This is a genomic window from Nostoc sp. DedQUE02, assembly GCF_034531035.1.
Lineage (GTDB): Bacteria > Cyanobacteriota > Cyanobacteriia > Cyanobacteriales > Nostocaceae > Nostoc.
This window is the reverse complement of record NZ_JAVRBY020000009.1, coordinates 150,011-175,559: the sequence shown is the minus strand read 5'-3', so window position 1 is coordinate 175,559 and position 25,549 is coordinate 150,011. Positions and strand designations below refer to the sequence as shown.

At 43.4% G+C, this 25,549-nt stretch carries 20 protein-coding genes and 2 pseudogenes; 4 read left to right on the top strand and 18 right to left on the bottom strand.

Annotation, left to right across the window (positions count from 1 at the left end; translation table 11 throughout):
* Nucleotides 1-90 precede the first annotated feature (90 nt).
* The 6 genes from glyA to RMX98_RS11260 all read right to left on the bottom strand — a co-directional run bounded on the left by glyA (nt 91) and on the right by RMX98_RS11260 (nt 6,959).
* On the bottom strand, nt 91-1,374 hold the full coding sequence (gene glyA / locus RMX98_RS11285) for a serine hydroxymethyltransferase (RefSeq protein ID WP_322678314.1): 1,284 nt from the start codon (nt 1,372-1,374) through the stop codon (nt 91-93).
* A 496-nt stretch (nt 1,375-1,870) separates the two neighbouring features.
* Complete coding sequence (locus tag RMX98_RS11280) at nt 1,871-2,122, bottom strand: hypothetical protein (protein ID WP_322678313.1); 252 nt, start codon at nt 2,120-2,122, stop codon at nt 1,871-1,873.
* 2 nt (nt 2,123-2,124) lie between these two features.
* Nucleotides 2,125-2,961, bottom strand: a complete 837-nt coding sequence (locus tag RMX98_RS11275; protein WP_322678312.1) for a hypothetical protein — start codon at nt 2,959-2,961, stop codon at nt 2,125-2,127.
* Between the two features lie 164 nt (nt 2,962-3,125).
* Nucleotides 3,126-3,902 carry an RNA polymerase sigma factor SigF gene (locus tag RMX98_RS11270; protein ID WP_322678311.1) on the bottom strand — a complete coding sequence of 259 codons (777 nt, stop codon included), beginning with the start codon at nt 3,900-3,902 and terminating at the stop codon, nt 3,126-3,128.
* 753 nt (nt 3,903-4,655) lie between these two features.
* Nucleotides 4,656-5,492 (bottom strand): photosystem II manganese-stabilizing polypeptide, encoded by an 837-nt coding sequence (locus RMX98_RS11265; protein WP_322678310.1) that lies wholly within the window; start codon nt 5,490-5,492, stop codon nt 4,656-4,658.
* A gap of 771 nt (nt 5,493-6,263) precedes the next feature.
* On the bottom strand, nt 6,264-6,959 hold the full coding sequence (locus RMX98_RS11260) for a lipase (RefSeq protein WP_322678309.1): 696 nt from the start codon (nt 6,957-6,959) through the stop codon (nt 6,264-6,266).
* A 615-nt stretch (nt 6,960-7,574) separates the two neighbouring features.
* Between RMX98_RS11260 and RMX98_RS11255 the strand changes: the two genes are divergently transcribed.
* Both RMX98_RS11255 and RMX98_RS11250 read left to right on the top strand, forming a co-directional pair.
* The gene (locus RMX98_RS11255) at nt 7,575-9,107 is read left to right on the top strand and encodes a hypothetical protein (RefSeq protein ID WP_322678308.1); all 1,533 of its coding nucleotides are present in this window, start codon (nt 7,575-7,577) and stop codon (nt 9,105-9,107) included.
* A gap of 410 nt (nt 9,108-9,517) precedes the next feature.
* On the top strand, nt 9,518-10,237 hold the full coding sequence (locus tag RMX98_RS11250) for a phosphatidate cytidylyltransferase (protein ID WP_322678307.1): 720 nt from the start codon (nt 9,518-9,520) through the stop codon (nt 10,235-10,237).
* Nucleotides 10,238-10,296: 59 nt separating this feature from the next.
* On the opposite strand, the gene RMX98_RS11245 is transcribed toward RMX98_RS11250, so the two are convergent.
* From RMX98_RS11245 to RMX98_RS11230, 4 genes and pseudogenes are all read right to left on the bottom strand, one after another.
* Entirely contained in the window at nt 10,297-11,751 is a 1,455-nt protein-coding gene (locus RMX98_RS11245) for an NAD(P)/FAD-dependent oxidoreductase (protein WP_322678306.1), read from the bottom strand.
* 257 nt (nt 11,752-12,008) lie between these two features.
* On the bottom strand, nt 12,009-13,145 hold the full coding sequence (gene cobD / locus RMX98_RS11240; protein WP_322678305.1) for a threonine-phosphate decarboxylase CobD: 1,137 nt from the start codon (nt 13,143-13,145) through the stop codon (nt 12,009-12,011).
* Nucleotides 13,146-13,171: 26 nt separating this feature from the next.
* Nucleotides 13,172-13,456 (bottom strand): HU family DNA-binding protein, encoded by a 285-nt coding sequence (locus tag RMX98_RS11235; protein ID WP_010998076.1) that lies wholly within the window; start codon nt 13,454-13,456, stop codon nt 13,172-13,174.
* Between the two features lie 478 nt (nt 13,457-13,934).
* Nucleotides 13,935-14,591: pseudogene (locus tag RMX98_RS11230) on the bottom strand (Uma2 family endonuclease).
* Nucleotides 14,592-14,717: 126 nt separating this feature from the next.
* Here RMX98_RS11230 and RMX98_RS11225 point away from each other — a divergent pair.
* Nucleotides 14,718-15,338, top strand: a complete 621-nt coding sequence (locus RMX98_RS11225) for a Uma2 family endonuclease (RefSeq protein WP_322678304.1) — start codon at nt 14,718-14,720, stop codon at nt 15,336-15,338.
* Nucleotides 15,339-15,392: 54 nt separating this feature from the next.
* Here RMX98_RS11225 and RMX98_RS11220 read toward each other — a convergent pair.
* From RMX98_RS11220 to RMX98_RS11200, 5 genes and pseudogenes are all read right to left on the bottom strand, one after another.
* Nucleotides 15,393-15,968: pseudogene (locus RMX98_RS11220) on the bottom strand (Uma2 family endonuclease).
* A gap of 231 nt (nt 15,969-16,199) precedes the next feature.
* Complete coding sequence (locus RMX98_RS11215) at nt 16,200-18,404, bottom strand: AMIN domain-containing protein (protein WP_322678303.1); 2,205 nt, start codon at nt 18,402-18,404, stop codon at nt 16,200-16,202.
* Between the two features lie 407 nt (nt 18,405-18,811).
* Nucleotides 18,812-19,579, bottom strand: coding sequence for a pilus assembly protein PilO (locus RMX98_RS11210; RefSeq protein WP_322678302.1), 768 nt, complete (start codon nt 19,577-19,579; stop codon nt 18,812-18,814).
* The gene (locus RMX98_RS11205; protein WP_322678301.1) at nt 19,576-20,352 is read right to left on the bottom strand and encodes a PilN domain-containing protein; all 777 of its coding nucleotides are present in this window, start codon (nt 20,350-20,352) and stop codon (nt 19,576-19,578) included. Before RMX98_RS11205 ends, RMX98_RS11210 begins: the two co-directional genes overlap by 4 nt.
* Nucleotides 20,353-20,356: 4 nt before the next feature.
* Entirely contained in the window at nt 20,357-21,463 is a 1,107-nt protein-coding gene (locus tag RMX98_RS11200; RefSeq protein WP_322678300.1) for a type IV pilus biogenesis protein PilM, read from the bottom strand.
* Between the two features lie 152 nt (nt 21,464-21,615).
* Here RMX98_RS11200 and RMX98_RS11195 point away from each other — a divergent pair, with 152 nt between their 5' ends.
* A complete protein-coding gene (locus RMX98_RS11195) occupies nt 21,616-22,914 on the top strand; it encodes a sugar ABC transporter substrate-binding protein (protein ID WP_322678299.1) in 1,299 nt (432 codons plus the stop codon).
* A gap of 110 nt (nt 22,915-23,024) precedes the next feature.
* On the opposite strand, the gene RMX98_RS11190 is transcribed toward RMX98_RS11195, so the two are convergent.
* The 3 genes from RMX98_RS11190 to RMX98_RS11180 all read right to left on the bottom strand — a co-directional run bounded on the left by RMX98_RS11190 (nt 23,025) and on the right by RMX98_RS11180 (nt 25,451).
* On the bottom strand, nt 23,025-24,308 hold the full coding sequence (locus RMX98_RS11190) for a folylpolyglutamate synthase/dihydrofolate synthase family protein (RefSeq protein WP_322678298.1): 1,284 nt from the start codon (nt 24,306-24,308) through the stop codon (nt 23,025-23,027).
* Between the two features lie 228 nt (nt 24,309-24,536).
* Nucleotides 24,537-24,662, bottom strand: a complete 126-nt coding sequence (locus RMX98_RS11185) for a photosystem II protein Y (RefSeq protein ID WP_069072075.1) — start codon at nt 24,660-24,662, stop codon at nt 24,537-24,539.
* A gap of 249 nt (nt 24,663-24,911) precedes the next feature.
* Entirely contained in the window at nt 24,912-25,451 is a 540-nt protein-coding gene (locus RMX98_RS11180) for a gamma carbonic anhydrase family protein (protein ID WP_322678297.1), read from the bottom strand.
* Nucleotides 25,452-25,549: the final 98 nt, after the last annotated feature.

The window sequence follows — 25,549 nt, the reverse complement described above, 5'->3', positions numbered from 1 at the left end:
TAAAGGGAAAAGGAATAAATTTAATCTTTCCCCTTTTCCCCTTACCCCTTTCCCTTTCCCCATTCCCAATGCCCAATGCCCCATGCCCAATTATGCTAGTGCTGGTACAGGAATTTCCAGGTGAGGATATAAGGGGAAGCGATCGCACAATGCCGCTACCCGTTGCCGACAATCTTGGGTTACTACCTCGGAATCTGGAGAAAGCAGGCGATCGCTAATAATATTTGCAATCTCGGTAAATTCTGCTACTCCTAAGCCCCGCGTGGTCATTGCTGGCGAACCTAACCTTAGACCACTGGTAACAAATGGCGATTGCGGATCAAAGGGAATAGTATTCTTGTTAGCAGTAATATTCACGGTACTAACTAGCTGATCTGCCTGCTTACCAGTTAGATTTACAGAGCGTAAATCGACTAAGATTAAATGATTGTCAGTGCCATTAGACACTAATTTTAATCCACGATTTTGCAGTTGTTCTGCCAAAGCACGAGCATTTTCAATTACTTGGGCAGAATAGGTTTTAAACTCAGGCTTCAAGGCTTCTCCAAAAGCTACTGCCTTACCAGCAATGACGTGTTCTAATGGCCCGCCTTGGCTGCCAGGAAAAACAGATTTATCTAGCTTTTTACCTAGTTCTGCGTCACTGGTCAAAATTAAACCACCTCTAGGCCCGCGTAGAGTCTTATGTGTAGTTGTTGTTACCACATGACAATGAGGAATCGGATCGGGATGAAGACCGCTAGCAACTAAACCAGCAATATGGGCAATATCGGCAAGTAAATAAGCGCCGATTTCATCAGCAATACTACGGAACTTTTCAAAATCAATTATACGGGGATAAGCCGAATAACCACAAATCAAAAGCTTAGGACGCTCCCTCAGCGCCAGCTCTCGAATTTGGTCGTAGTCAAGTTGTTCTGTTTGTTGACTGACACCATAGTGGCTAACTTGGAACCACTTACCTGAGACATTTACAGGTGAACCGTGGGTGAGATGTCCCCCATGAGACAAATCCATCCCCATAATTTTGTCCCCTGGTTCCAACAGTGACAGGAAGACTGCAAAATTGGCTTGTGCGCCAGAATGAGGTTGCACATTCGCATGGGCAGCACCAAATATCTGTTTAGCACGATTGATCGCTAATTGTTCGATTTTGTCGATAAACTCGCAACCGCCATAGTAACGTTTACCAGGTAGACCCTCAGCATATTTATTTGTCAGTACAGAACCTTGAGCCGCCAGTACAGCAGCAGAGGTAAAGTTTTCGCTAGCAATCAACTCCAAATGGTCTCGCTGACGCTGTAGTTCGTCGTTGATTAACCCCGCGATCGCCGGATCGCTAGAGGAAAGAAAGTCTGAATTAGTCCTAGTCACTTCAATTATCCTTAATGGAAATTTGTACAACGGCTGATTTGGGTTGGATACAGCACCTAAATAACAGTCAGCAATGGTTTTTGACTGCTATAGAGAGGCGATTAATCGTCTCCGTACTCTGGAGGTAAATTTCTGCCAACTTATTTATTATTAGACCCAAGCTCGATTAATGCATTAATTATCATAACGTTGCTTGTTGAAATCCTCACCTTGCTGCGTGTCGTGAGGTCGTTAGACAGGATTTTTAATGAACCTGTCTTAAAATAATGCTGACTGTGTAGGCGTAGCCCATCGGAGACATCGCTGCTCTATGGAACAAGGAACCAGAGAAAGGCATCGCAGTCAGCATTAGTGTGGAGAAAATTCCAAGTCAGGAGTTGGTTGGAAATCTATACTGAAGTAGTCAGACACCATTGCCCTACTTAATTGTTAGTGAACAACAAGATCCCCGACTTCTTTAAGAAGTCGGGGATCTGCGGGTTGTAATTCTCACAAATTAAATAGGGTTAATGTAGCGATTTTGATAGTAAGCCAAAATTTGGTTAACTCGTTGCCGACTTTCTAAACCAGAATTTGCTGCCCACGAAAGGCTTAAGCCACCAATTTGACTTTGATTGTAATCAAACTGTTGGGATGATTGAGAAATTAAATCCACTTCTACCCCTTCGACTTGACGTAAATGCGCTGCGATTTCTCTATAGACAGCTAAAGGCAAACCAGCAAATTCAATTTTTTCCTTAGTCGCCATCTTTATGAAGCTCCCACATTAAAAGAATTTTGGGGGGGCGTAGTCACTGAAATAGGATTGCCAGCAGATACAGCTGACGGCGTTGAGTTGACAGCCCCTTCCCCTACCATTTTGGCAACTTCAATACCATATTGTTCCAAAATCACGATGGGGTTGTAGCCCTGGTTCATTTCAATACGTTTAATCAGCACGCCATTTGCTAATCGCTGTCCTGCCTGTACATAGCGACTTGTCGGCTCATCTGGTACTTTGATAATTGCCTGTGGTTCCTTACTAATAAGAACTACACCAGTCACAACCACTGCTCTTGCTAACTCAGGTTGTGCTGGCGGTGGCAATACAGAGACTAAAGTAGGGTTGGCGACAACTTGAGGCAAAACCTTAGGCAAGACTGAAGTCAAAGTAGGATTGACTTTTTTTGGTACAGATTTCTGGGGATTTAAAGCTATGCTGCGTGTTGGAAGCTTTGGTTTTACTGGTGATGGAGTAGGTAGCTTAGGCAACACAGGAACTGGTCTTCCAGATGTTTTAGACATTCCGAGAACCGTCTGCCCGAAAAGTTGTGCAAAAGGGTCACTTCGATTTTTTGATACCACAAGTTCCCGTGTTCGCTCTGTAGCATTAGTGGATTGAATCAAGCTAACAGATGCAAGATTAACTTGTGAAACCTGTTTGGCAGGTATGACTGGATTCTTGAAGGATTGAGCCGTTGCTGGCGACTTTTTTGCTATTTTGGGAATTGGCGCAGGATTGATAGCTTGTTGTGTATCTTCAGAAGCACAGCCAGCGATCGCCAAAGTCAGAATAGCTGCAATTGTAATTTTTGAAGTTCTGCCCATGAGCTGTTCTCAAAAGCCATTGGAAAATTGAATAGTAGAAATCAACATGCCTGAAATTTGGATCAAAGGCAAAGTATGTTCCCTTTATAACCTAATTTTTTACATTTCAAGGGTTATTTTTAGCACTGCCTACCCAGCGTAACTGCGGTTAACTTTATTTGTAGTTAATCCTCTGCTACACCCATAAGCTCTTTCATCAAATCCAGTCCTTTCTTGACTCTACGGGAAACCGTTACTACACTGATACCCAGATGTTCTGCAACTTGCTTTTGTGTCAAATCTTGCAAAAATACACATTCCAACACATCGCGGGTGCGTTTTTCTAGCTGAAGCAATGCTTGTTGTAAGCGAAGTTGGTCTTCTTGTGCCAGTTGAAAGCTGCGATAGTGCGGATCTGGAACCAATTCTCCTAAGCAGGTAGAACCTTCTTCTCCATCTTGGATTGGGACATCAAGACTCAAGGGAGCGCGATTGACCCATGCTAATTTAATTTCTTGCCATTCGCTTGGAGAAATTTCTAGTGCAGCTGCTAATTCCGAGTCGCTTGGTTGACGATTGTGTTTTTCACGCCAAGAACGTGAGACTCCTATTGCTTGCTGTTGGAGTGCTAACCATTTCCGAGGAATTCGCACGGTGACACCTTTATCTCGGAGATAGTGTTGAATTTCACCCCGAATATATGGAAGAGCATAAGAACTGAAGGCATGTCCCTTGGAAAGTTCAAATCTTTCAATCGCCCTGATTAAACCCAAACATCCAACCTGAAGCAAATCATCGTAGGTTTCATGACATTGATTTGTCCAGTAGTGAGCTTCTTTTCTCACAAGTCCAAAATTGAGTTGTACCAGTTGATTGCGGATATTTTCTGACGGAGATTGCTGATATTCTCGCAACAACTGCCAAATTTCGTGCTTTAGTTCATTGGTGACTGTGGTAGGCATAGCACCGGGTTTATTGAGCAAATAAAGAATCAATTATTCGCTTTTAAATTAAGCTGCGATCGCACGATATCACCCTATGTTTCCTAGCAAATAATATGGTAGGTAATAAAGACTTTCTATCAAAATTGCATAGGTTGGTTGATAATCGAGCAAAATTTAAATGGGCGAAGTCGCTATTTAGTTGGTTATTTATCTTTCGTATGACCTGTAGCTTTTTTAAAACTACATAGGAATAAAATATAAAATTAATCACTAAATATCAAACCGAGATTGTACTTAACTTGAATTAATTAATGATGAACTTAATTTATAGAAACAAAACAACAGTATTTGGTCTTTTGTTTGATAAGTAAAAGTTGGATTTACAGTAAAATTACGTGCCCATTAAACTGAAATTTATCCAATCATTAAAAATTACTAATAATTTTGAAAATTTATATGTATATTTACGCAATACAACAAAAAAAAGGGCATATCACCCTTTTTTGTACTTAAGTCTATAGTCTTTTTAATGAAAGGGAAAAAGTTAGACGGATGAATCAAGCGACCCATAAGACTGAAGGAGCAAAAATTTCCCAATTACCAGGGTTATTTCGCCGACAATTTTGCTCTGCTTTAACTTTTCCCCATCTTTGTAAAAAACCTATCTACCCTCTTGAAAAAAGAGGGTAGATAGGTTAAGTTTTGCGATCAAGTCTGATACTTACAGAATTGTCGTTCTGAGTGGCAGTCAGTTGTCTTACTTCCGAGGATTTAGCCGCGTGCCGGTTCAACCCGTGCATAAAATAGACCGCGAATCTTGACTTCTTTAGGTTCGCCAGCACCTAAATCTGTATCAGATGGCTGTTCGCTCTCGAAAGTACCAGCAATTTCACCGCTAGAACTGTCTATTTTAGCGATTTGCAGAGAAATCTTGCCATTGAGATTTTCAGCACGCTTGACGTTAGTGCGGGTAAGTTCTTCATCATCTGCTTGGGCGGGGAGAGCCACAGCATTATCGTAACCACTGACCACACCACGACCTTTAGGATCTAGGAAGGCAGCACCACGATAAGAAGGAACTTTGAAGGTGCCTTCAAAGTCCGTAGAAGTGTTAATACTGGTCAAACTGGGTTGGCTTTGAGCAACCAAGTTTTTGATGGTAAAGAGGAAAGGTACTCGTTCACCACCAGGAAGCTGCACAGTGATGGCTTGGAAGTCAAGACCATCAGTTTCCGTAAAGGTCAGACTATTATCTGCGTTGATTTTTAAATTACCTTGCACCTGGTCAATGGTGGAAGTGTATCTGGTCAACAATTTGCCAGCAACAAATTCTGCTTCTTGCCGTTTATTAGCGGGTTCTTCTTTGATGAAGAAGCTAGTTGGTTCCAAGCAAAGTTCTTTGATGGCATAAGACTGGCTAGAATCAATGGGAATGAAACCACGGCTTGTTTCTGCTAGTTGGGGGCATTTGTTAGCCAAGCCAGTGCCGCGAATTTGATCGTAAGTGAGTACATCTCTACCACTACTGCTAGTAGGAGCATCACTACAAGCAGTTATTAGCCCCAGGCACAAAGCCAAGAATGCAACAATTAAAGCGCGATACCTCATGGTCAACCTCAATCTCAAAAATTAATATCTAAGTTGTAAAACTGCATCGAAGCTTTGATCTCTGATGAGAAGCCGCTACTCTGCGAAAAGCTACCTTTGTTCGGACACGGCTTTGCTCTGATTAAGAGAGTTGAAGCAAGTGTTCGGGTTTCTAGGTTGTCAGCCGTTGCTCAAATTTTTCTCTGCTAAACGTAGTTAACACGTGTCGCTCTCTTGAGCTTGGGGTGTAAGCCCCAGACTAAGCACACTGCATCCATTTTGGATGTGTGTCACTAGGGGAGCAAAAAACCAGCAGGTTTACTGTTGGTGGCATTTGTGAGAGTTGGGCGCGTGGATGAGTAAGTCCCACACAAAGCAGCATCAATGCTTGCTCGAAGAGCGCGAAGAGGGGTGTTTGCTTCGCACTTTGCTCTTGCATATAGCAAAAACGGCGTTGCCCAAGTCTTTTTGTATCATGTATGTGACGCTACTACATACAGCCCATTGTTTGATGGGTAAATCAGCCAGATCATACGATTTTTTTTAACTCAAAATAAAGTACTCAAAATCCAAGAAAGTCTCGTCTTGATCGCATCTAGCTGCTGTGAAGGCTATGTTAAAGGTTATTACGCTCTTGTAGGAGCGATCGCAATTGCTTTTGATAAAGATACAAATCTAGTTATATTCATCCTTGACTAGGGCAAGTGCAGGGACGCGAGAACAGCCAGACAAGGAAAATTAGCTTAGTTAATGAATTACTAAGCGATTGTTGGTGCTAGTGCAAGATATCAGTTAAATCAAATATTGCACCCAAGCTTTTAAGGCTTCTGGTGAGCCATACCAAATTCCAGGACTTCTGGGAGAATGCCTCACACCTTCAATCACCAGATTTTCTGCTCCCTCCAAATGAGCAGCATCAATGGGCGTGATTCCGTCTCCCCAAGTGTTGCCCTGACCACAGGTTAATTGGTAACTACTGTAGGCTAACCAACTACCAGGCCGCCTTTCTCCAAAGATCGTTTTGCCAGCCACACAAACGTAGCGAACGTTTTTGTAAAAAGCTCCTGGGTAATTATTGGTGACAAAATCCAAATTATGGCGTGTCCAGCGTTCTTGGCTAATGTGGGGTGTACCTAAGGTGATGAGAGTACCAACTAGGGGATGCGCTTGCCAGAGAAATGGTTTGACATCCTCGCGTGCTAAATAGGGCTTTTCTCCCATGTAAATACGGGATATCCAACCTCCGGCTGAGTGACCAATTAAGTTAATTTGAGTAACATTATGTTGCTGCAATGTATGCTTGATCGTGCGATCGAGTTGTTGCAGAATTGGTGTTACGGATCTTCCTCCCAGAGTGGGTAGCCAGTCACGCCGTCGCAGTGGTACTGTAACCGTTGGAAAATCTAACTGCTGTAGGGATTGTTCTAGTTGGCGATAAGCGATCGCGGTTTCTAGATATCCAGGCAAAATAACTGTTGGTAACGGCATTTGAAATTTTAGATGCAATCATTAAGGGTTTGAACTTTTTTGACGAAGAAGGAGTCCTGATTCACGAGCTAGAATTGCGATCGTCTAACTCACTCCTTTGATAAAAACTCAAATAGCTTTGATGGGGTTTAGAGTTAGAATTCAAGAAAATTGTACAATTTGCAACAGTTTCAGAGGCTGGTAATGTGGTAGTATTTTCACATAGGGCCTAGTCTTGGACAAACAAGTGTGCCATCTGTTACACAAGCCTAGTTGACTGGAAAACAGTAGAAAAAACAAGGCAACATCTGTTGAAGTTGGAATCTACTCAGACTCGTGGGTTCACTTAAACTTTATAAATCTCCTAGATACTAATTTTAATTGTGTGCGTCATAACAATAAAAAATCAAAAGTAGTAATTTTTCAAAAATCTCTTTAGCAAGCTCAAATTTTGAAGATTATGATACAGCGTTATTAATGAATTAAAAAACTGGAATAAATGGCAATTTTGGCGTTTTGGTTGCCAGCTTAGGAAGTTATTATTTCCTTAGAAGATGAACGCACTTATTGCAAGATATTGCAATAAAGAGAAAATCGCTAGTCAACTGCAACTGAGTCGAGTGAACGATAACAGCTATGTCTTACGTCTCCGTCCTGAAAAATATACCAGAAATCTTAAGCCAGCCAATTGGGATAGCAGCTATAGCTTCTCTTGGCATCCACGGTGCGATCGCCATGATTGTGCCATTGATGCCTATGGAGTCTAGCAAGCCCAAAGAAACAGCATCATCCAAACCAGTCGGGCTTTTGGAATTGAGCCAAGCCGACCAAAGCCGGTTGCCGCAAACCACACCCCAAGTTGGTTTACAACAATTTCCTCCAGTCGCGCCACTTTCTGCTCCGAACTTTAGCCTCCAACCTGGATTAACGCCATTAGCGCCACCGTCATCTAGTCAGCTAGTATTACCTCCGCTACCCGCATCATCGAATAACTATCGAGTCTCCTCCTTGCCTACAAGGCAGTCTTTGCGGATGATTCCTAGTGATAATTTGCGATTTGACGCCTCTAAGTTTGACAGTTCTAAATACAATACTGGCGCTAGATTCTCTCGATCAGTTCCTCGTTTGAATGAGAGTGCCAGCAAATACGAAACACCTAAGCCACTGCCTATAAATAGATTGCCAGAATTGCAGTCACAGAAAATACCTGATGAGATTCTGCAAAATACCCAACCTCCAAACTTATCAGATACTACCCCCATTGCATCAGCACAGGTAAATACGAATTCGCAAATGACGCAATCGGTTAATAATAATGCGTCTAGAATTGCTCAAAACCCACTGATGAATTCTCTAAAACAACCGTCAATAAGTGGTGGGAGTACTTTAATCGGAACTAGGGGAATCACGCCCCAGCCAGCCGATTTATCGGTGAAGGGAACTCAACAGGCTATCGCACAGCTAGACTCCTACGCCAGCCTGAGAAAGGAAGTCCAGCAACAATACCCCAACGCTGAACAAAAGCCAGTCATCCGCCAAACATTACCCACAAATAAGCCGAATCTTGAAGGCGCTGTTTTGGGTGTATTAGTGGTAGATCCTGATGGTAAAGTTTTAGATATCAAGTTTCAAGACAAGTTAATTTCCCCTGAATTGCAATTAAAAGCAAGACAATACTTCAACAAGCAATCCCCCAAGGGAGATAAACAGATTAGTTCCTATCCATTTAACCTGAGCTTCCAAAACAACACTAGCAATGCTAATGGGGCTACTCAAGAACAAAAGCCCTCATTATTATCTACACCGGGAATCAATAACAATCAGCTTTCCCCCTCACCAGCAGCTACTTCTAAACCATTCCCCGATCTGCGAATCAGAAATATCCAGCCCAAGCCTTCATCAACAGGTATTCTTAAACCATTAGCTACACCAGGAGTAAATGGCAATCAGCCTGAGTTTTCACCGACAGCTACTCCCAAACCATTATCTGAACTACAAATCAGAAATAACCAGTCCACGCCTTCATCAACAGTGACTACTTCCGAACCGTTATTGCTGCCAAGAATCAATAATGGTCAGCCTACATCCTCTAGTGAATCGGATCAAAAACTAGTGGAACGGTTGCGCCAAGTGAAGGAAAACAGAGAAAAATCTAATCCAGAGAAATAATCACCCACTGGTGATTTTGGATTAAGAACAAGCTCAATGCCATTGAAAGCCAGTACTTTCCAACTTGATTGTGAAAGCCTGGCTTTTTTAGCATTGGAATAGTTATATCTAATTTTGGATTACGAGTTTAAGCGATTAGTATAGGAATTTGCTTTGATTTATGAAGTGATTTGCGTAGATAGGGAATAGGGAATAGGCAATAGGCAATAGGCACTCTTGCAAGGGGAAAGAGGGCTTCCTAGTTGTACTGAGCTTTTTCACGTAATCAAATATGAGTCCTATATTGCAGGTGGCTACAAGCAGATTGGTAAAATACCAGCTAAGGGAGATTAAAAAATCAGTCCAGTCCAGTTAAAGAAAGTGCGGAATGGGCTAATTTTTAGAGGTAAATTATTTTCGTGCGAGTCCCAATGACAAATGATTTTATCGGGCTAGCAATTTCTTATGTTTACGCTACTAGTTTGCTTGTCATTGGCGAGGGACTGCGTAGGCTGTTTGCTGTGAAGCCAGATTTGACCCGCAAGGTGATCCATATTGGTGCAGGGATGTGGGTTTTTGGCGTACTGCTGCTGTTTCAGCACTGGGAAATCGGAATTATCCCTTTTGCTACCTTTATTGGGCTTAACTACCTGTTTTATCGCTACCGATTCATTGGCGCAATGGATGCTCAGGATAGCTCACCTGGTACAGTTTATTTCGCTATCTCAGTGACACTGCTTTTTGGGCTACTGTGGCGACCAGACGGGCCAGTAGATAGCGTTGCGATCGCTGTTGCTGGGATAATGGCAATGACTTGGGGTGATGCACTTGCAGCATTAATCGGTAGACGCTTCGGGCAGCATAAATACCAGGTAGGAAATTCAGTGCGTTCCTGGGAAGGTTCGGCAGCAATGTTTGTGGCCAGTACAGTAGTAATTTTCTTGGTGCTGTTGCTGCTACCTGGTTCATCACTGAGTCCCCTAGCAACACCTTTAAGTTTAGGGTTGGCATTGTTGACGGCGGTGGTAGCTGCTACTTTCGCCACCTTAGCAGAGGCAGTCTCACCCCACGGCACAGATAACCTCAGTGTGCCTTTAGTCACGGCTGGCGTAGTGTGGGTAATAAAACAAAATCTCCACTTGTTCTTTTAGAATTTTCAAAATTCCGAGTTCAAAGATGCAACTTCCGAGTTCAAAGCTAGTAATGAATCTTATAAATTCCAATTGCGGCGGAAATGGAAGAAACCTTCTAAAAACTCTTGCCAAGCAATATCGCTATTTAACCTCTGCTTACTCCACTCTCTTGCAGTCTGTTCCAGAATTTCTGAGAAACTGGGATAGACAGGAGATAAATTTGCTAAATCTTTGACTTTAATTTTTTGGGACATTGCTAAGGCAATCAAATTAATCAATTCTCCAGCTTCTGCCCCTAATATCGAAGCTCCCAAAATTTCGCCATTGCGTAGGACAATTAATTTACACATACCAGTGGTTTCGTCCCGAAGTTGGGCTGCTGCCACTGTTTTAAAATATTGTCGCAAAACTAAAACTTTATCTTGACCAAATTGGCGTTTTGCCTGTGCCTCTGTCAAACCCACTTGCGCCTGCATCGGCACAGAAAATATTGCCCAAGGAATGGAGCAATAATTTACTCGTAGCCTGGGGAAAAAGAGGGCATTGTTTAGGGCAATTTTTGCTTCATAATTAGCGATATTGGCAAAATCGTAACCACCAATTACATCACCACAAGCGTAAATGCGGTGGTTAGTGGTTTGTAGTTTATCATTCACCACTAAGCTACGCCGATGCCATTTCACACCTACTGTTGCCAGGTTTAGAGATTCAATATTCGGCTGTTGTCCAGTCACTACTAAAATTTCATCTGTTTCAATTGCCTTATCTCCTGCTTGAATCCACTTTTTATTATCAATTAGCTTTACCTGAGTTACTGGTTTTTCAGTGAGGACACGCACACCTTCGACTTCTAACTGAGCCTGAAGCAGTATGCTTATCTCAGGCTCTATATAGGGGAGAACATAAGGATGCTTGACTACCAGTGTCACACTGCAACCAAACTGCGCTAAAGTTTGAGCTATTTCAATGCTTTGGGGAATTCCACCGATAATTACCCAATTTTTAGGTAATGTCGCTTCTTGTAAAGATTGCCAAATATTAGAAAGGGTTAGGTAGCCAGTGGCTTGCAATCCTTCAATCTCAGGAATTTCTGGACGTGAACCACTAGCTAGTAAATAGGTACGGGCGCGTAGTAAGCGATTGTTAACGGCAAAAGCCAGTTGGGGCGAAGATTGAAATTGACCACTGCCAACGATGACATCGACTCCCTGCGCGGCTAGGATGGCTGGAGAATGCTGTTCTTTGAGATTTGAGGCGACGCATTGACCATACAGCATCGTTTCTTGCCATGCCATAGATATATGGCATTCTTCTGAGCTATCACTGTGTGTCGTATGGATACCAAAACCAGCAGCATTATTGAACTTTTGCGCTAGTTTACCAATTTCGGTAAGAGCATGGTGATGAGTAAACCCGTAGTCTACTGTGGGTTCCACCAGGGCAACTGTAGCACGTAATTGGGTTGCAGCAAGGGCAGCGTAGTATCCAGCAAGACTGCCGCCAATAATTACAACATCGTAGTCAATAGTCATTTTTCATTGAGCATTGGGCATTGGGGAGGCAGTGACGGGCAGGGGTCTCCCCAAGTGGAGGAGGCAGTGCGGTCTTCTCCCAAAGGGAGAGGCTAGCGCCAAGGGGTTTCCCCAAGTGGAGCAACTGCCGTCATTGGGGAGCCACTGCGTTGAGCGGGCAAATGCCCGACTTGTTCGCTCCTAGCGTTCCCGCAGGGTAGCAAGTGGTGTTATGGGGCATTGGGTATGGGAGAGAATGAAAAATTACCTCATCTCCTCTACTCCCCATTCCCCACTCCCCACTCCCCACTCAGCACTGAGTTTAGCGCTGTTAGTAAGCGTTGGTTATCGGACTCTTCACGTACAGCAACCCGGAAAAAGCGATCGCCTAGTTCTTTAAAACTAAGGCAATCGCGGATTAAAATCTGGTGATGCTTGAGTAATTGTTGCTGTAACAGCAAAGTAGACTCTTGGGACTCAACCAGTAAAAAGTTAGCAGCACTTGCTTGAGGTTGCAATCCTGGGATTTTAGCTAAATCCTGAAAGAGTTGGTTTCGTGCAGGTGGTAGCCATGCCCAAGTTTGCTGCTGAAACTCCGTATCCTGGAGTGCTGCAATTGCTGCGGCTGCCGCTAGCGTGTTTACAGGCCAGGGGTCACGCCATAACTGCCATTTTGCTAGGCAATCGGGGTGTGCGATCGCATATCCTAATCGCAGCCCTGGGAGACTGTAAAATTTGGTCAGCGATCGCAATACTACTAAATTCGCATATTCCTGTACCACCGGAATCAGGCTTTGTTCGTCATTAGGCGGCACAAAATCCATAAATGCTTCATCCACCACAACTAAAGCAAATTGCTCTAGGTAGGGCAAAATAGAGTCCCGTGAAAATAGCTTTCCGGTTGGATTGTGGGGATTATTCAGCAATAGTCCTTTGTCCTTTGTCCTTTGTCCTTTGTCAATGATCAATACTTCTCTACCAGAGGCTGCGCCAACGGCAAAGCTAAGTACAAGTGACCAATGACCAATGACCAATGACAAAGGACACTCCAGCACTTTAGCGTTGTATGCTGCCAAAGTTCGGTAGTAGTCGCCAAAGGCTGGAGTGATTAAAATTGTCGCGGCTAATTGAGCTAATTCCCTACCTACTAAAGTGAGTAATTCTGCGGAGCCGTTACCCGGCAGAATCCACTCAGGCGGCAATTGATGGAAGTGACTGAGAGCTAGTCTCAGTTCACTATAGTTTGGGTCTGGATAGTGCTTAAGATTACCGATTTGGGACTTAATAGCAGCGATCGCGCTATTTGGAGGCCCCAACGGGCTGATGCTAGCAGAAAAATCCAGAATAGCATCAGGGGGACAGCCAGCCAGTGCTGCTGCCCAGGCTAAATTTCCCCCGTGTGCAGGTTGCCGCATTAAAAAAGGGTTCCCGAAGACAGAACCTATGCTTTTGGGGGTGCTACCTTTTCTCTAAACAGTTTTCCTGCGGAGAAAGCAGGAACCCTTGTCGCGGGAATTTCCATCTTTTCATTTGTTTTCGGGTTGCGACCTTCGCGGGCTTTACGTTCCCGCGATTCAAATGAGCCAAATCCCACCAACGTTACCTTATCACCAGAGGAAACCGCTTCAATAATCGTTTCCAAAGCGGCAGTTAAGACTGCATCCGCTTGTTTCTTGGTAACACTAGCCTTTTCAGCTACGGCATCAACTAATTCACCTTTGTTCATGTCAAACTCCTGAAGGTTTATTTGAGATTTCAGTACGGACGTAAAATAATACTCTTGTACTGAAATATTTGCTTGCGGGAATACAAAAATCATCCTTTGGGAGTATTTTTACTCAAAACGGCTGTACATCCCATCGGCTCGACTTTTCAATGAATCATTCTAAGGTGTAGTAGCCTGATGTGGATAGATGAAACCATTAATTTATATAGATTTCAGGATGTTTTGTAATTTTAGGGTACTTGTTTCCCTAAAAACTACCCCAAAAGTAGGAAAAAATACCTATTAAAAACCCTGTATGCACAGCCTGCCCCAGGCATCGCTAAGAAAAAAGGGAGTGACGAGGTGGAAGATAGTCAGCATTTGTTGGGATTAATTACCAATGTTGAAGAATTATTGCTGAGTCATAAGAAAATATCTCGTCCTGCCTGATAACAGTTTTCATCTATTTAGAGATTACGATTTGTGAAATTGTCACAAGTTATTCAAAGGATTTATCATTCCCAGCAGAAATTTTCTGTTGTACCCAAGCCCGAAAAACACAGGTAGTAGCAATTTCCCCATTCTTTTTAGCTTCTTGGATAAATCGAGGAATCTCCTTCACTAACACAGGCGCAAAAGTAGGACTACTTTGGACTTCTGAGTATTGCCCATTTACAAGTGTGTAAACTTGTAACATACTGCCGTTATAACGCCAAAATTCAGGCACTCCCATCGCAGCATAAAGCCTCAGCTTGTCTATTGCAGACCTGGAATATTCCACTTCCAGCACCAAGTCAGGGGGCGGGTCGGTGGCGAGGTCAATATTTTCTTGATCTCAAACTAACGCTTCATTTTGAATATAGTAGCTACTATCTGGCTCGGCTCCCTTCTCTAAATCATCTCGCGTTAAAGTTAATGAACCAGCGCGTCTAATTTCCCAGCCCAACTCTTCGCACAGGACAACAACAAAACCTTCAATTACACGATTTGAGTTCTCGTGCGGCATTTGTGGGGTCATAATTTCTAAGGTTCCATTGTCATAAGCCAGCCGGGAGTTACGATTTGAACCCATTTCAGCCAGCATAGTTTTAAAAGTTTGCCAGCTGATGTTGTGGAGTAAAACCCGATTTTCTGCGGATGTTGTTATTGCCACCATAGTTTAGTTCTCCGCAACAAACTTTTTCCAGTACTGTATCTCTTAATATTACTGTTAAGGCTGAATAGTAATCGAGCCAAGACAAGGAAGCGGTATAAACAAAACGACTACTAGGGGTGATAAATTATGACTCAAGCCATACCAAAACTAGTAACCTTTGAAGATTTTGCAGCATGGCGGCCCGAAGGCGGAAGATACGAATTACATGATGGCGTGATTGTTGAAATAGCACAACCAGTGGGAGACCATGAAGATGTCGTTGGTTTTGTAGCAAGAAAACTAACAGTAGAATTTGACCGATTAAATTTACCTTATACAATCCCTAAAACTGTGCTAGTAAAACCAACTAATTCGGAATCTACCTATTCCCCAGATGTGCTATTACTTAATCGCCCTAATTTAATAAATGAGCCGCTATGGAAAAAAGAATCAACTGTAAGCCTTGCAGCATCAATTCCCTTAGTAGTTGAGGTAGTTAGTACCAACTGGGATGATGACTACTACACAAAACAGGGTAAGTATGAAGGTATTGGAATTCCTGAATACTGGGTTGTAGATTATCTCGGTCTAGGCGCTAAAAAGTTCACTGGCAACCCCAAACAGCCTACTATATCTATTTACCAATTAATCGATGATGAATACCAAGTTACTCAATTTAGAGGCAGCAATCGCATCGTCTCGCCTACTTTCCCGGAATTGAGTTTAACAGCCGAACAGATTTTTCAAGCTGGAGGTTTGCCAACATAGCAATAAGCTCACTTGCTGTTTTATGTAATAACTAAAGTCCACACGCCGAACCTTTTACCAAATTCGTTGTATTTTGAGTACAAAACCAGGTAAAACATTTTCCCCGGAAATAGTTTGAGGAAATTTTAAAACTTCCACATCTTGTCCTGGACGATAAATTTCTACTTCCTGTTTTTTTCGGTTGATCAACCAACCTAGACGACAACCATTTTCGATATACTCTTGCATTTTGTTCTGAGTTTTTTTCAAGCTGTCATGAGGCGAAAGTATCTCAATCACAAAATCAGGACAGAGGGGAATAAATTTTTATTTTTGTTCTTTAGTCAAAGCATTCCAACGAGATTTTTCCACCCAAGAAACATCTGGAGAACGGTCAGCCCCTGAAGGTAAAGTAAATCCAGTTGATGAATCAAAGACTTCGCCCAATTGATTTTGGTCGTTCCAGAACCATATTTGAGCGTTAATAGTAGAATTACTTTTTCCTATTTCTCCTCCCGCAAGTGGCATTATAATCAACTCTCCTTGGGCATTGCGCTCTAATTTTAAATCGGCGTTTTCTCCACATAATTGATAAAACTGCTCTCTTGTCAATTTGATTACAGAATTGAGATTTAATGTAAGTGCTGTCATAAGAGTATTTCCCGTTTTTTTTAGCTGACTGGGCTATCAACCTATATCCATTTTGTTATAAACCACAATAAAAGGGCATGAAATACTAACTTACAGCATTTAGCTGCAACGCCTCAGCCGCTTATCTGCTCTGCGCTGAGAATTCTGTGAACAAGAAGAACCCCAACTTCTTTAAAGAAGTCGGGGTTCTGAGCCTTTGCCAGAGGTAACTTATCTATCTGCTCATCAGCTTTATTGCCTACTAGGAAGCTTCAAGCCACGACGCTCAAGGATTTGCCGCACCTCTGGACTGGGGTTATAGTTATAGCCGTATGAGGAGTTCTCTGTGTCATCCATAATCTGAGGTGTGAGCAATACAATCACCTCATTACGCTGGTTGGATCTGTTTGTACTTCTAAACAGCGCCCCAATCAGAGGAAGATCGCCCAAGATAGGAATCTTGGAGATATTTGTCCGGTCTTGGTCTTGAATAATTCCTGAGAGAATGAGCGTTTGACCATCTCGTAAGCGAATTAAGCCAGAAGTAAGAGAGCGCTCAGACACCAATTGAATAGTTCCATTTCCCGTATCTTGTGCGCCAGAAGGAGCGCTGACAGTAGGAGCAACCGATAGTGAAACGAAACCATTATCGTCAATCCGATCAATTTTCACACTTACGGTTAAGCCAACTTTTTGTTTTTCAATTGTTCTTTCTGTCCTAGAACCACCAGAAGTATCCGTTGTTTGGAGGGTTATATTTCCTACTACTTCTTGAGTTAGGTTGATCAGAGCCTGCTGACCTTCTTGCACAATTAAGGTTGGGTCGGTCAAAATTTTGGCATTGCCAGTTGTAACCTGGGCCTGCAAGCTAGTGAGAAGAGATTTGGTGAACGTGTATGGATTAGTGAAAGCGTTAGCAGATGTTGGATTCTCAACCGTTGGTGGGCCTAGTGGATTACTTCCAAGACTACCTCTTACTTCAGAACTAGTAGGTGTTCTGGAACCGCCAAAATTCAGAGTTGCGACACCACCATCATTTGAAAAGAAGCTATTGCCAAGCCCAAAGGAAAAGCTTGTGTTGTAGTCTTGGGTGTTATTGAGATTAATATCGATAATCTTAACGTTAACTACCACTTGACGACGGCGGATATCTAGCTGAGTTAGTTGAGCCATCGCCATCTCAACTAGTCGGGGAGTACCAATTAAGGTTAGAGAATTAGTACGCTCGTCTCCTAATGCCTGTAGACCTCTTAGTAATGGGCTAGAGTCTTTGTAATCAACGCGTTGAGTTTCAACTTTGGTTTCTGTCGTCGTCTGAGTTTGGGTGATGGGAGTAGCCACACTACCCACAGCGACGGCATTAACGCTGGTAACTTGTCGTTCGCGGCTGACGGCGCTTTCTGCTCCCAAGCCGACCAAAAAGTTTAGGGCTACTCCCACCGTTACCTGATTGAGTCGCAGGTTACGCATAACCAAATCACGGGTCGCATTAGGTAGTTTAGCCCCTACAAAAACTGTACGACCACTGCGATTAGCTTCTAGGCCACTCAGGCGCAAAACGTAGTTAAATACATCTTGCACTGGCTCGTTTTCTATATCTAAAGAAATAGTTTGAGAAACTGCTGGTGTATTAGCAGTACCACTACCACCTGACTGACCTCCACCACCTTGCTCACCTCCTACGTAAGCCAGGTTCAAACCAGCCGCACGAGCAAGCAATGACAAAACCTCACGTACTGGGGCATCTCGCAGTACTAGACGAGGTACACGTTCCTGAGTTGCTAAGTCAACGGTGCTAGGAGAAGCATCGGTAGCCGAAATAGCAATATCTCCCACTGGTGGGGCGACGGCTCGAGGTAAGAAAGGTGGAGCCTGACTCAGTGGTTGACCTGGCCCAGCAGCTTGTGCAGGTTGTCCGTCAATGGTGACTTGCGGGTTTGGAACGAGAACACCTGTATTTTGACCAGGTTTGGCTGGGGTAGTAACAGGTGGTGCTGTGGATGTTGGCGCTGTTGGCGCTGTTGGCGTTGGTGCTGATGCTGTAGTGCCAGTGGAAGGGCTAAAGCTGAGTGTAATTCCATTTGGCGATCGCACCACGGGTTGGCTGCTAGGTGTGTTGTTGCTGCCAGTTACCGTCACCCGAATGCTATTGGCATCAAGCTGATTAACCTCAACAGACGCAATTCCTGGTGCTGGGCTATCTTGACGAAAACTATTACCTTGTGGTAATCGTAATTGAGTATTGATAATGTCTGCGACTAAAGCGTTGCCTCTTTTTGTAGTGAAAACTTGGGGGCGCGATCCAGAAGAAGTTTTCAAAGCAACGCTAACTCCACCATTAACTGGATTTAACTGGACATTAGTCACTTGACTAATTTGCGCCCAAACTGGTTGGGTTGCCAAAAATACAAAAGCGGCAGTACCTAAAATAAAACTATTACCGTGAAGCTGTTTCACAGTTCATTCCTCACCTTATAAAACCTTGTTTACAAATTTTGAGTAGGCGTTTAGAAACCGCACGCCAGTTGCTTCTGGCTTGGCGCTAGCCTCTCCTTTGGGAGAAGGAGAAATGCTGCGCGTAGCCTCTGCTTAAGAGCAGGGGTAAAACTAGTCGGCACTGACAACAGTCGCCTCAAGTCAGGACACCCTTGACGCTCGCAAGCTCGCTACCGCTACGCTAACGGTAGTTCCTCATGGGAAACCCTTAGACTTGATTGCCGACGCTCCTACTCGCGAACGCTGCGCTAACACACAACGCTGTTTGCCCAATGCATTGGCTTGCCTACACGAAGCTTTACCCACCTCCGTGGGTTTAAGACCCTCAATTTACCCTTAGTTCGCCTCTGCGGACTTTGCCTGTATAGCTACTTTTTCGGAGCAGCTTTAGCTGCTGCTGCTGCTATTTCTTCGGGAGTAAGTGGCATCAATACCTGTAACTGGAATGATGTATTAAGCGCTGTTGGGCCTACCTGTATCGGCGTTTTATCTAATGGGGATCTTGATTCTGCTGGAGCCAAAGTTGCTTGATAATCTTTAACTATTAACAAAGGCTGTAAACGCTCAATGTTACGAATTATCGATTGCGTTTGTTCATAAGTTGCTGTAATCTCGGCATTTATACTACTGCGTTTTAGCTTGCCGTTAACCTGTAACCCTAGACTTCCATCGATAATCGGTTCTGGTTTAGGGGAAATCGGCACAAATTTCTTCAGTTTGGCTCTGACTGCATAAATAGAAGTTGGAGTATTGCCAGACTCAATTAAGCGGTTTAGATCCAATAGCAATGTATCTAAGGTTTTTTCGTTAGCAAATAAACTTAAAACCTGAACTTTTTGCTCTTTTGCCTGTGCTAATTCATCTTTAACTTTGTCAATCTGTTTGATATTGGCTTTTTTTTGCTCAATTTGCCCTTGCAGTTCAGAGCTTTTGGCTTGCTGCTGCTGATAGCTTTCCCAAGCTGGCATCAGCAGGTTTAACAATATATAACCTGCTCCTGCTATACCAATTACCCCCACCAAGATCCCAATAATTTTTGGTGTGAAGGCAATACCAAATACCACAGGTGAGGCTGGCGTTGCCTGATCGAATTCCCCACCATGTTCGGCAAAATTTAAATCATCACTCAGCGTCATTTTGGAATGACTCCTGTTTGTTGCATATTACGAATTCGAGTCACTAACCCCACTGTGCCTTTTTTTTCCAACTCCCGAATTAATTCCGACGCTGGAACGTCGTTCATACTCGATTGGATAGTGTATTTAACTACTTGTGGTGGTTTAATTATGACAGCAGTAGAAGATTGACCTGCATTTGATGTTAAGGGAGCTTCTACTAAGGTTGCTGTCAAAATTCTGGTTTCTGTGGACTTCAAAAACTGAGACTGTTGTAAACTCAATAAGAAATCATTGACATCATTAAAGGAACGAGCCAATCCGTTAATTTCTAATCCTCCGGCGGGATTGTTGGGTGGCTGGCCTGGCGCTGCTGCAATCGGTGGGATTTGCTTGATGTTCTCAATTTGCACTGCTGCGGGAATGCGATCGCGTAAATCTTGCAGCATTGCTGACCAAGGCCGAATCTGGTCAAAGACACTAACTAAAGCTTGGGTTTCCCCTTTAATTACATTCGTCTCAGCTTTGATTTTGTTCAGATTTCCGATTTCTGTATCTAATCTCTTGCTTTCTTGGTCTAGTTGTGCTATCTGACCATCTAATTCAACAATCTTCCCTTGTAGCAACCACCAACCAACTCCCAATAAAGCTGGAAGACCTACACCTAGCGCAACTCCCACATACACTGGTGTTAAATTCCCCGTAGGTAAATTTAGGGATATTCCTTTCTTTTTCTCTGGATTTTTCTGGTATGCTGGGCGGTCTTTAAGAAAGTTAACATCTAGGCTGTACATTTTATTACACCTCCCGCATTCCTAGACCGAGTACGATCGCCAACCCAGAGCGTTGTACCTGTGGATATTTATCAGTGTCAACTTCTAAAGACAAAGACCCGATTGGATCTATTTGGCTAGTTGGCAAGCTCAATCGTTGGGTAAAGAATTCATCTAGTTGTTGGAGTCCACCTCCTGGCCCAGCTAATATAATCTGTGCTACTTCCAAATTTTCACTTTGATTGAGGTAAAAATCGATGGAACGGCGCAGTTCATCCGTTAGTTCTCCCAAGACTCTCAATATGGCTGCCATACCAGGATCGAGTTCGGTAACGCCAGTTTTACCGCCGTCTAAGGAAGTTTGGGGAATAACCATTCCGTGTAACAGTTCCATATCTCGTGATGTAGGTAAGCTCATTGCCCTTGCTAAGGCAGTTTGCATTTGATAAGTCCCAATTGGGACTGTGCGCGAAAATTGCGGTACTCCGTTAACGATGATGGCGATTTCTGTACTATCGAACTCGATATCAACTAGTACTGCTGCTTCTTGCGGGCCAAATTGTCGCAGTTGTTCGCGAATAGTCCGAATCAGAGCAAAACTGTTAATTTCTAAAACATCAATTTGTAACCCTGCCTGCTCGAAAGTACTTATATAGGTATCCGTTATCTCCTTCCGGGTGGCAACTAGGAGTACGTGTACTTTTTCAATGCCATCTTCATCTACAAAATACCCAAGTTTCTGATAATCTACATCAGCCTCTTCACGAGGATAGGGTAAATACAAACCTGCTTCATGGTTCAGCACCATTTCTCGCAGTTCTTTATCATCTAACTCTGCTGGCACTGGTATTATCCGAACGATAGAATCTCGCCCTGGTACACCAGTGGCAACGCGAGAAGTTTTGATTTTGCTCTCAGTTAGCGCCTGCTGGATTAATTGCGCCATTGCTGCGGGGTCGGTGATTTGACCATCGGTAACTACGCCTTCTGGAACTGCTACCGATGTAAAAGTTTCTAGTTTCAAGCCTTGACCTTGCTTGCGTAGCTGAACTACATTCACCCGTTCGGGAGCAAGTTCAATGCCGACCCCTTTCTTTGATTTGCCAAACAGACTTTTGAAGCTTTTTACCACATTTGTGCCCGCTGGACTGCTAAATTGAAAATTTAATTTTGTTGTAGTAAAGACGTTATATATTACGTCTCTACGGGTAATTTATTTAGCCTATAATCTCAACAATTCTGTCTAAGCTTTTCACACTGATCAAGCGTAAAAATACTGGGAAAATGATTCAATTGCGAAAATTTAAACAACTTGTTGCTTTGGTGCTGCTTGGCTTATTAACCAGTTGGATTGTAAGTTGCAGCACAGGCAATGTTAGTACAAGTACAAAACAAGCTACTTCAGGAGTGGCAACTGTTGAGTTTTGGACAATGCAACTCCAACCTCAATTTACCGACTACTTCAAAAGCCTAATTGCGAATTTTGAATCGCAAAATCCAGGTATAAAGATTAACTGGGTTGATGTACCTTGGGCAGCAATGGAGAACAAAATATTAACAGCTGTCTCTGCAAAAACGCCACCTGATGTAGTCAACTTAAATCCGGGTTTTGCTTCCCAACTTGCCGGACGAAATGCCTGGTTAGATTTAGATGCGAAAGTCCCAAATGATGTACGTTCCTCCTATTTGCCGAATATCTGGAAAGCAAGCATACTTAATGGCAAGAGTTTTGGGATTCCCTGGTATCTCACCACACGGTTAACCATTTATAACACTGATTTATTAAAACAGGCAGGTATCAATAAAGTCCCTGCGACCTACGCAGAATTGGCACAAGTAGCTCAACAAATTAAAGATAAGACGGGGAAATATGCCTTTTTTGTGACTTTCGTACCACAAGATTCTGGTGAAGTGTTGGAAGCTTTCGTGCAAATGGGAGTCACTCTAATAGATGCTAATGGGAAAGCGGCGTTTAATTCAGCAGAAGGAAAGGCAGCATTTCAGTATTGGGTAGACTTGTATAAAAAAGGCTTACTTCCTAAAGAAGCTTTGACCCAAGGACATCGCCACGCAATCGATTTATACCAATCTGGAGAGACTGCGCTTCTAGCTTCTGGCCCAGAGTTCCTGAAAACGATCGCAAATAATGCCCCAAAAATTGCTCAAGCTTCGGGAATAGCACCTCAAATAACTGGCAACACAGGCAAGAAAAATGTCGCGGTAATGAATATAGTTATTCCCCGCGATACCAAACAACCAGATGGCGCTGTAAAATTTGCTTTATTTGTCACCAATGACGAAAATCAGTTAGCTTTTGCTAAAGCTGCAAATGTCTTACCTTCTACAATCAAAGCATTGTCTGATACTTACTTTAAAGATGTTTCAGCTAATGCTTCAACAGTAGAAAAAGCGCGATTTCTCAGTGCAAAAGAACTACAACAAGCAGAAATATTAACCCCTACCTTGAAGGATTTTAATAAACTGCAAAAAGCAGTTTATGAGAATTTGCAAGCAGCAATGTTAGGGCAGAAGACTGTAGATAAAGCTGTAGAAGATGCGGCGCAAGAGTGGGATCTGAGATGAATTTGGGGATTGGGGACACTTCGACAAGCTCAGTGCATCGCTGGGTACTGGGGATTGGGGATTGGGGATTGGGGAAGAAATTTAATGCCCTATTCCCTATTGCCTATTCCCTATTGCCTATTCCCTACTTGTAAAAAATCGCCTACTAAATAAAGGGAACCACACAAAACGATTAAATCTTCTGTGGTTGAGGTTGCGGCTTCTAGTGCTGTGAGTAAATCTGGATGGATTTGGCGATCGCTTAATTCCGCACAGACGTTGTAAGCTAAGTTTGATAAGTAGTCTAAATCAGCAGAAGTTCTACCCGGCCAAGGTTCTACTGGTATTGGCACTAAAAAAAGGCGATCGCCTGGTCGCAGTAAAGCGGTAAAAATGTCAGTATGATCCTTATCGGCAAACATTCCCATAACCCAGTTGACGGGTTTGTGGTTAAATGCGTCTAAGCTATCGACATACTGGCGGAGAACTTGGGCGGCGGCGGTATTATGAGCGCCATCAACTAATAATTTATGGTTTTTCCAAGTAGTCCATTGCATCCGCCCCGGCCATTTAGTTTTGGCCATACCGTTAGTTATGGCTTCTTCAGAAATCTGCCAACCCTGTTGTTGGAGAATTTCTAACGCGGCTAAAGCCAAAGCTGAATTAGTTAATTGAATCTGTCCCGCTAACGGTAACGGGTATTTAATTAAATTAGAATTTTGAATAGTTTGATACTCTGCCCATCCTGAGCCTAGTTGACGCGCGGGTTGAGGCGTAAAAATCGGGCATTTTAATTCTAAGGCACGCGATCGCACAACTTTCTCGGCATCTGGTGGCAATGGCCCAACCACAACGGCACATCCAGGTTTGAGAATACCAGCTTTTTCTCTAGCAATATCAGCGATAGTAGGGCCTAGTTGCTGCCAGTGTTCCCGGCTAATAGAAGTGATGATCGTAACTAAAGGTTCTAAGCAGACATTAGTCGCATCTAAGCGCCCTCCTAGTCCGACTTCTACCACTGCCACATCAACTTGCTGCTGGGCAAAATATAACCAAGCAGCCGCCGTAATTACTTCAAACTGAGTTGGTGATTCGTCATCAGGGCGAATAACCGCTTGGACTTTTTCTAAAAATTGACTCAATTCCTCAGAAGTAATTGGCTGCTCATTCAGACAAATACGTTCTGTCCAATCAACTAAATGGGGGGAAATGTAGCGTCCTGTACGATAACCAGCTTCAGTGAGTACGGAGGAAATATAGGCACAAACCGAACCTTTACCATTAGTGCCAGCAACATGAATTACCGGGACTTGGTGATGGGGATTGCCAAGATTTGCCAATAGATTGACAATGCGATCGAGTCCTAGATGGACGCCAAAGCGTTGTAGGGGTTGTATTACAGAATCGATATCCAAGGAGTGGGGAGTAAGGAGTGGGAGGATGAGGGAGCAGGGGGAGCAGGGGAGGCAGGGGAGGCAGAGGAGCAGAAGCAGTGGGAAAATTCCTCTTTTCTGCACCCTTCTCCCTGCTCATGTACCCCATGCCCAATACTTCGACTCCTTTCGACTTCGCTACCTCGACTTCGCTCGCCACAAGTCAAGGCAAGTCGCTCAGTACAAGTGCCCCATGCCCAATTAATAAATTTAAGCTTCTCTATCCAAAAAGCCTTGAATTTGTCTTAAAGCCGCAGCGCCAATATTAAACACTGCCCAGCTAGCGGCAATGGCAACTGGTGCTAAAACGATCGCTATACGGTAATCGATATCCATATCTAGAACTCCTCTTTTAAGTAGAAATTAAAGTTTTGTCAACTGCTCTCATTTTTATTTTTAGCTGAAGTGGGCAACTTTTCCAAATCCAAATGTAAAGAATGTTTAAATTATGGGGTATTGGGCATTGGGCACTTGTACTGAGCGTAGTCGAAGTATTGGGCATTGGGAAAGAGGAGGCAGGAGGCAGGAGGCAGAAGTTCTTTAATTTTGAATTTTGAATTTTGAATTGATTTCTCCCCTGCTCCCTCATCCCCCTTCTGAAGCCTTGCTAAAACCAATATCAGTACCCTTGCCAGCATGAACTAAAGCTAACTTTTGGTAACGTTTGGCGTGTTCAATCAGTTCTGCGGCTTCAACATCTGTTACTTGACGTAAAACTTTACCAGGAATACCGACAACTAGGGAGAAAGGCGGTACATTTTTAGTTACCACTGCCCCAGCACCGATAATGCTACCAGTACCCACTCTTACCCCGTCTAAAATCACTGCGCCAATGCCAATCAAACTTCCACGCTCAATGTAAGCGGAATGTACCACAGCGCGATGCCCTACGGTAATATGATCTTCTAAGATTGTCGGAAAACCAGCATCACCATGTAAAATTGCACCATCCTGAATATTTGTGTATTCGCCAATTTCAATCCGTTCTACATCTCCCCTAATCACTGCTCCATACCAAATGCTCACTCCTGCGGCTATATTTACCGAACCCATAACAACAGCATTGGCGGCGATGAAGGCAGCTTGAGAAAAATCAGGAGATGTCCAGTAAGAAGCGGTAGACACGATAGAATATTAATATGGTACTCAGGAACACTGGAGAAATTCCAACCTTTGAGGCTGGTTGCACAACCAGGATATCACAGCGTCAAGCCTCTACGCTG

Coding starts and splice junctions, on each gene's coding strand:
- RMX98_RS11195 (WP_322678299.1), top strand. CDS start 21,616: ATGATTCAATTGCGAAAATTTAAACAACTTGTTGCTTTGGTGCTGCTT.
- RMX98_RS11205 (WP_322678301.1), bottom strand. CDS start 20,352: ATGTACAGCCTAGATGTTAACTTTCTTAAAGACCGCCCAGCATACCAG.
- cobD (WP_322678305.1), bottom strand. CDS start 13,145: ATGCGGCAACCTGCACACGGGGGAAATTTAGCCTGGGCAGCAGCACTG.
- RMX98_RS11250 (WP_322678307.1), top strand. CDS start 9,518: ATGACAAATGATTTTATCGGGCTAGCAATTTCTTATGTTTACGCTACT.
- RMX98_RS11260 (WP_322678309.1), bottom strand. CDS start 6,959: ATGCCGTTACCAACAGTTATTTTGCCTGGATATCTAGAAACCGCGATC.
- RMX98_RS11255 (WP_322678308.1), top strand. CDS start 7,575: ATGTCTTACGTCTCCGTCCTGAAAAATATACCAGAAATCTTAAGCCAG.
- RMX98_RS11280 (WP_322678313.1), bottom strand. CDS start 2,122: ATGGCGACTAAGGAAAAAATTGAATTTGCTGGTTTGCCTTTAGCTGTC.
- RMX98_RS11265 (WP_322678310.1), bottom strand. CDS start 5,492: ATGAGGTATCGCGCTTTAATTGTTGCATTCTTGGCTTTGTGCCTGGGG.
- RMX98_RS11270 (WP_322678311.1), bottom strand. CDS start 3,902: ATGCCTACCACAGTCACCAATGAACTAAAGCACGAAATTTGGCAGTTG.
- RMX98_RS11210 (WP_322678302.1), bottom strand. CDS start 19,579: ATGACGCTGAGTGATGATTTAAATTTTGCCGAACATGGTGGGGAATTC.
- RMX98_RS11185 (WP_069072075.1), bottom strand. CDS start 24,662: ATGGATATCGATTACCGTATAGCGATCGTTTTAGCACCAGTTGCCATT.
- RMX98_RS11275 (WP_322678312.1), bottom strand. CDS start 2,961: ATGGGCAGAACTTCAAAAATTACAATTGCAGCTATTCTGACTTTGGCG.
- RMX98_RS11245 (WP_322678306.1), bottom strand. CDS start 11,751: ATGACTATTGACTACGATGTTGTAATTATTGGCGGCAGTCTTGCTGGA.
- RMX98_RS11235 (WP_010998076.1), bottom strand. CDS start 13,456: ATGAACAAAGGTGAATTAGTTGATGCCGTAGCTGAAAAGGCTAGTGTT.
- RMX98_RS11225 (WP_322678304.1), top strand. CDS start 14,718: ATGACTCAAGCCATACCAAAACTAGTAACCTTTGAAGATTTTGCAGCA.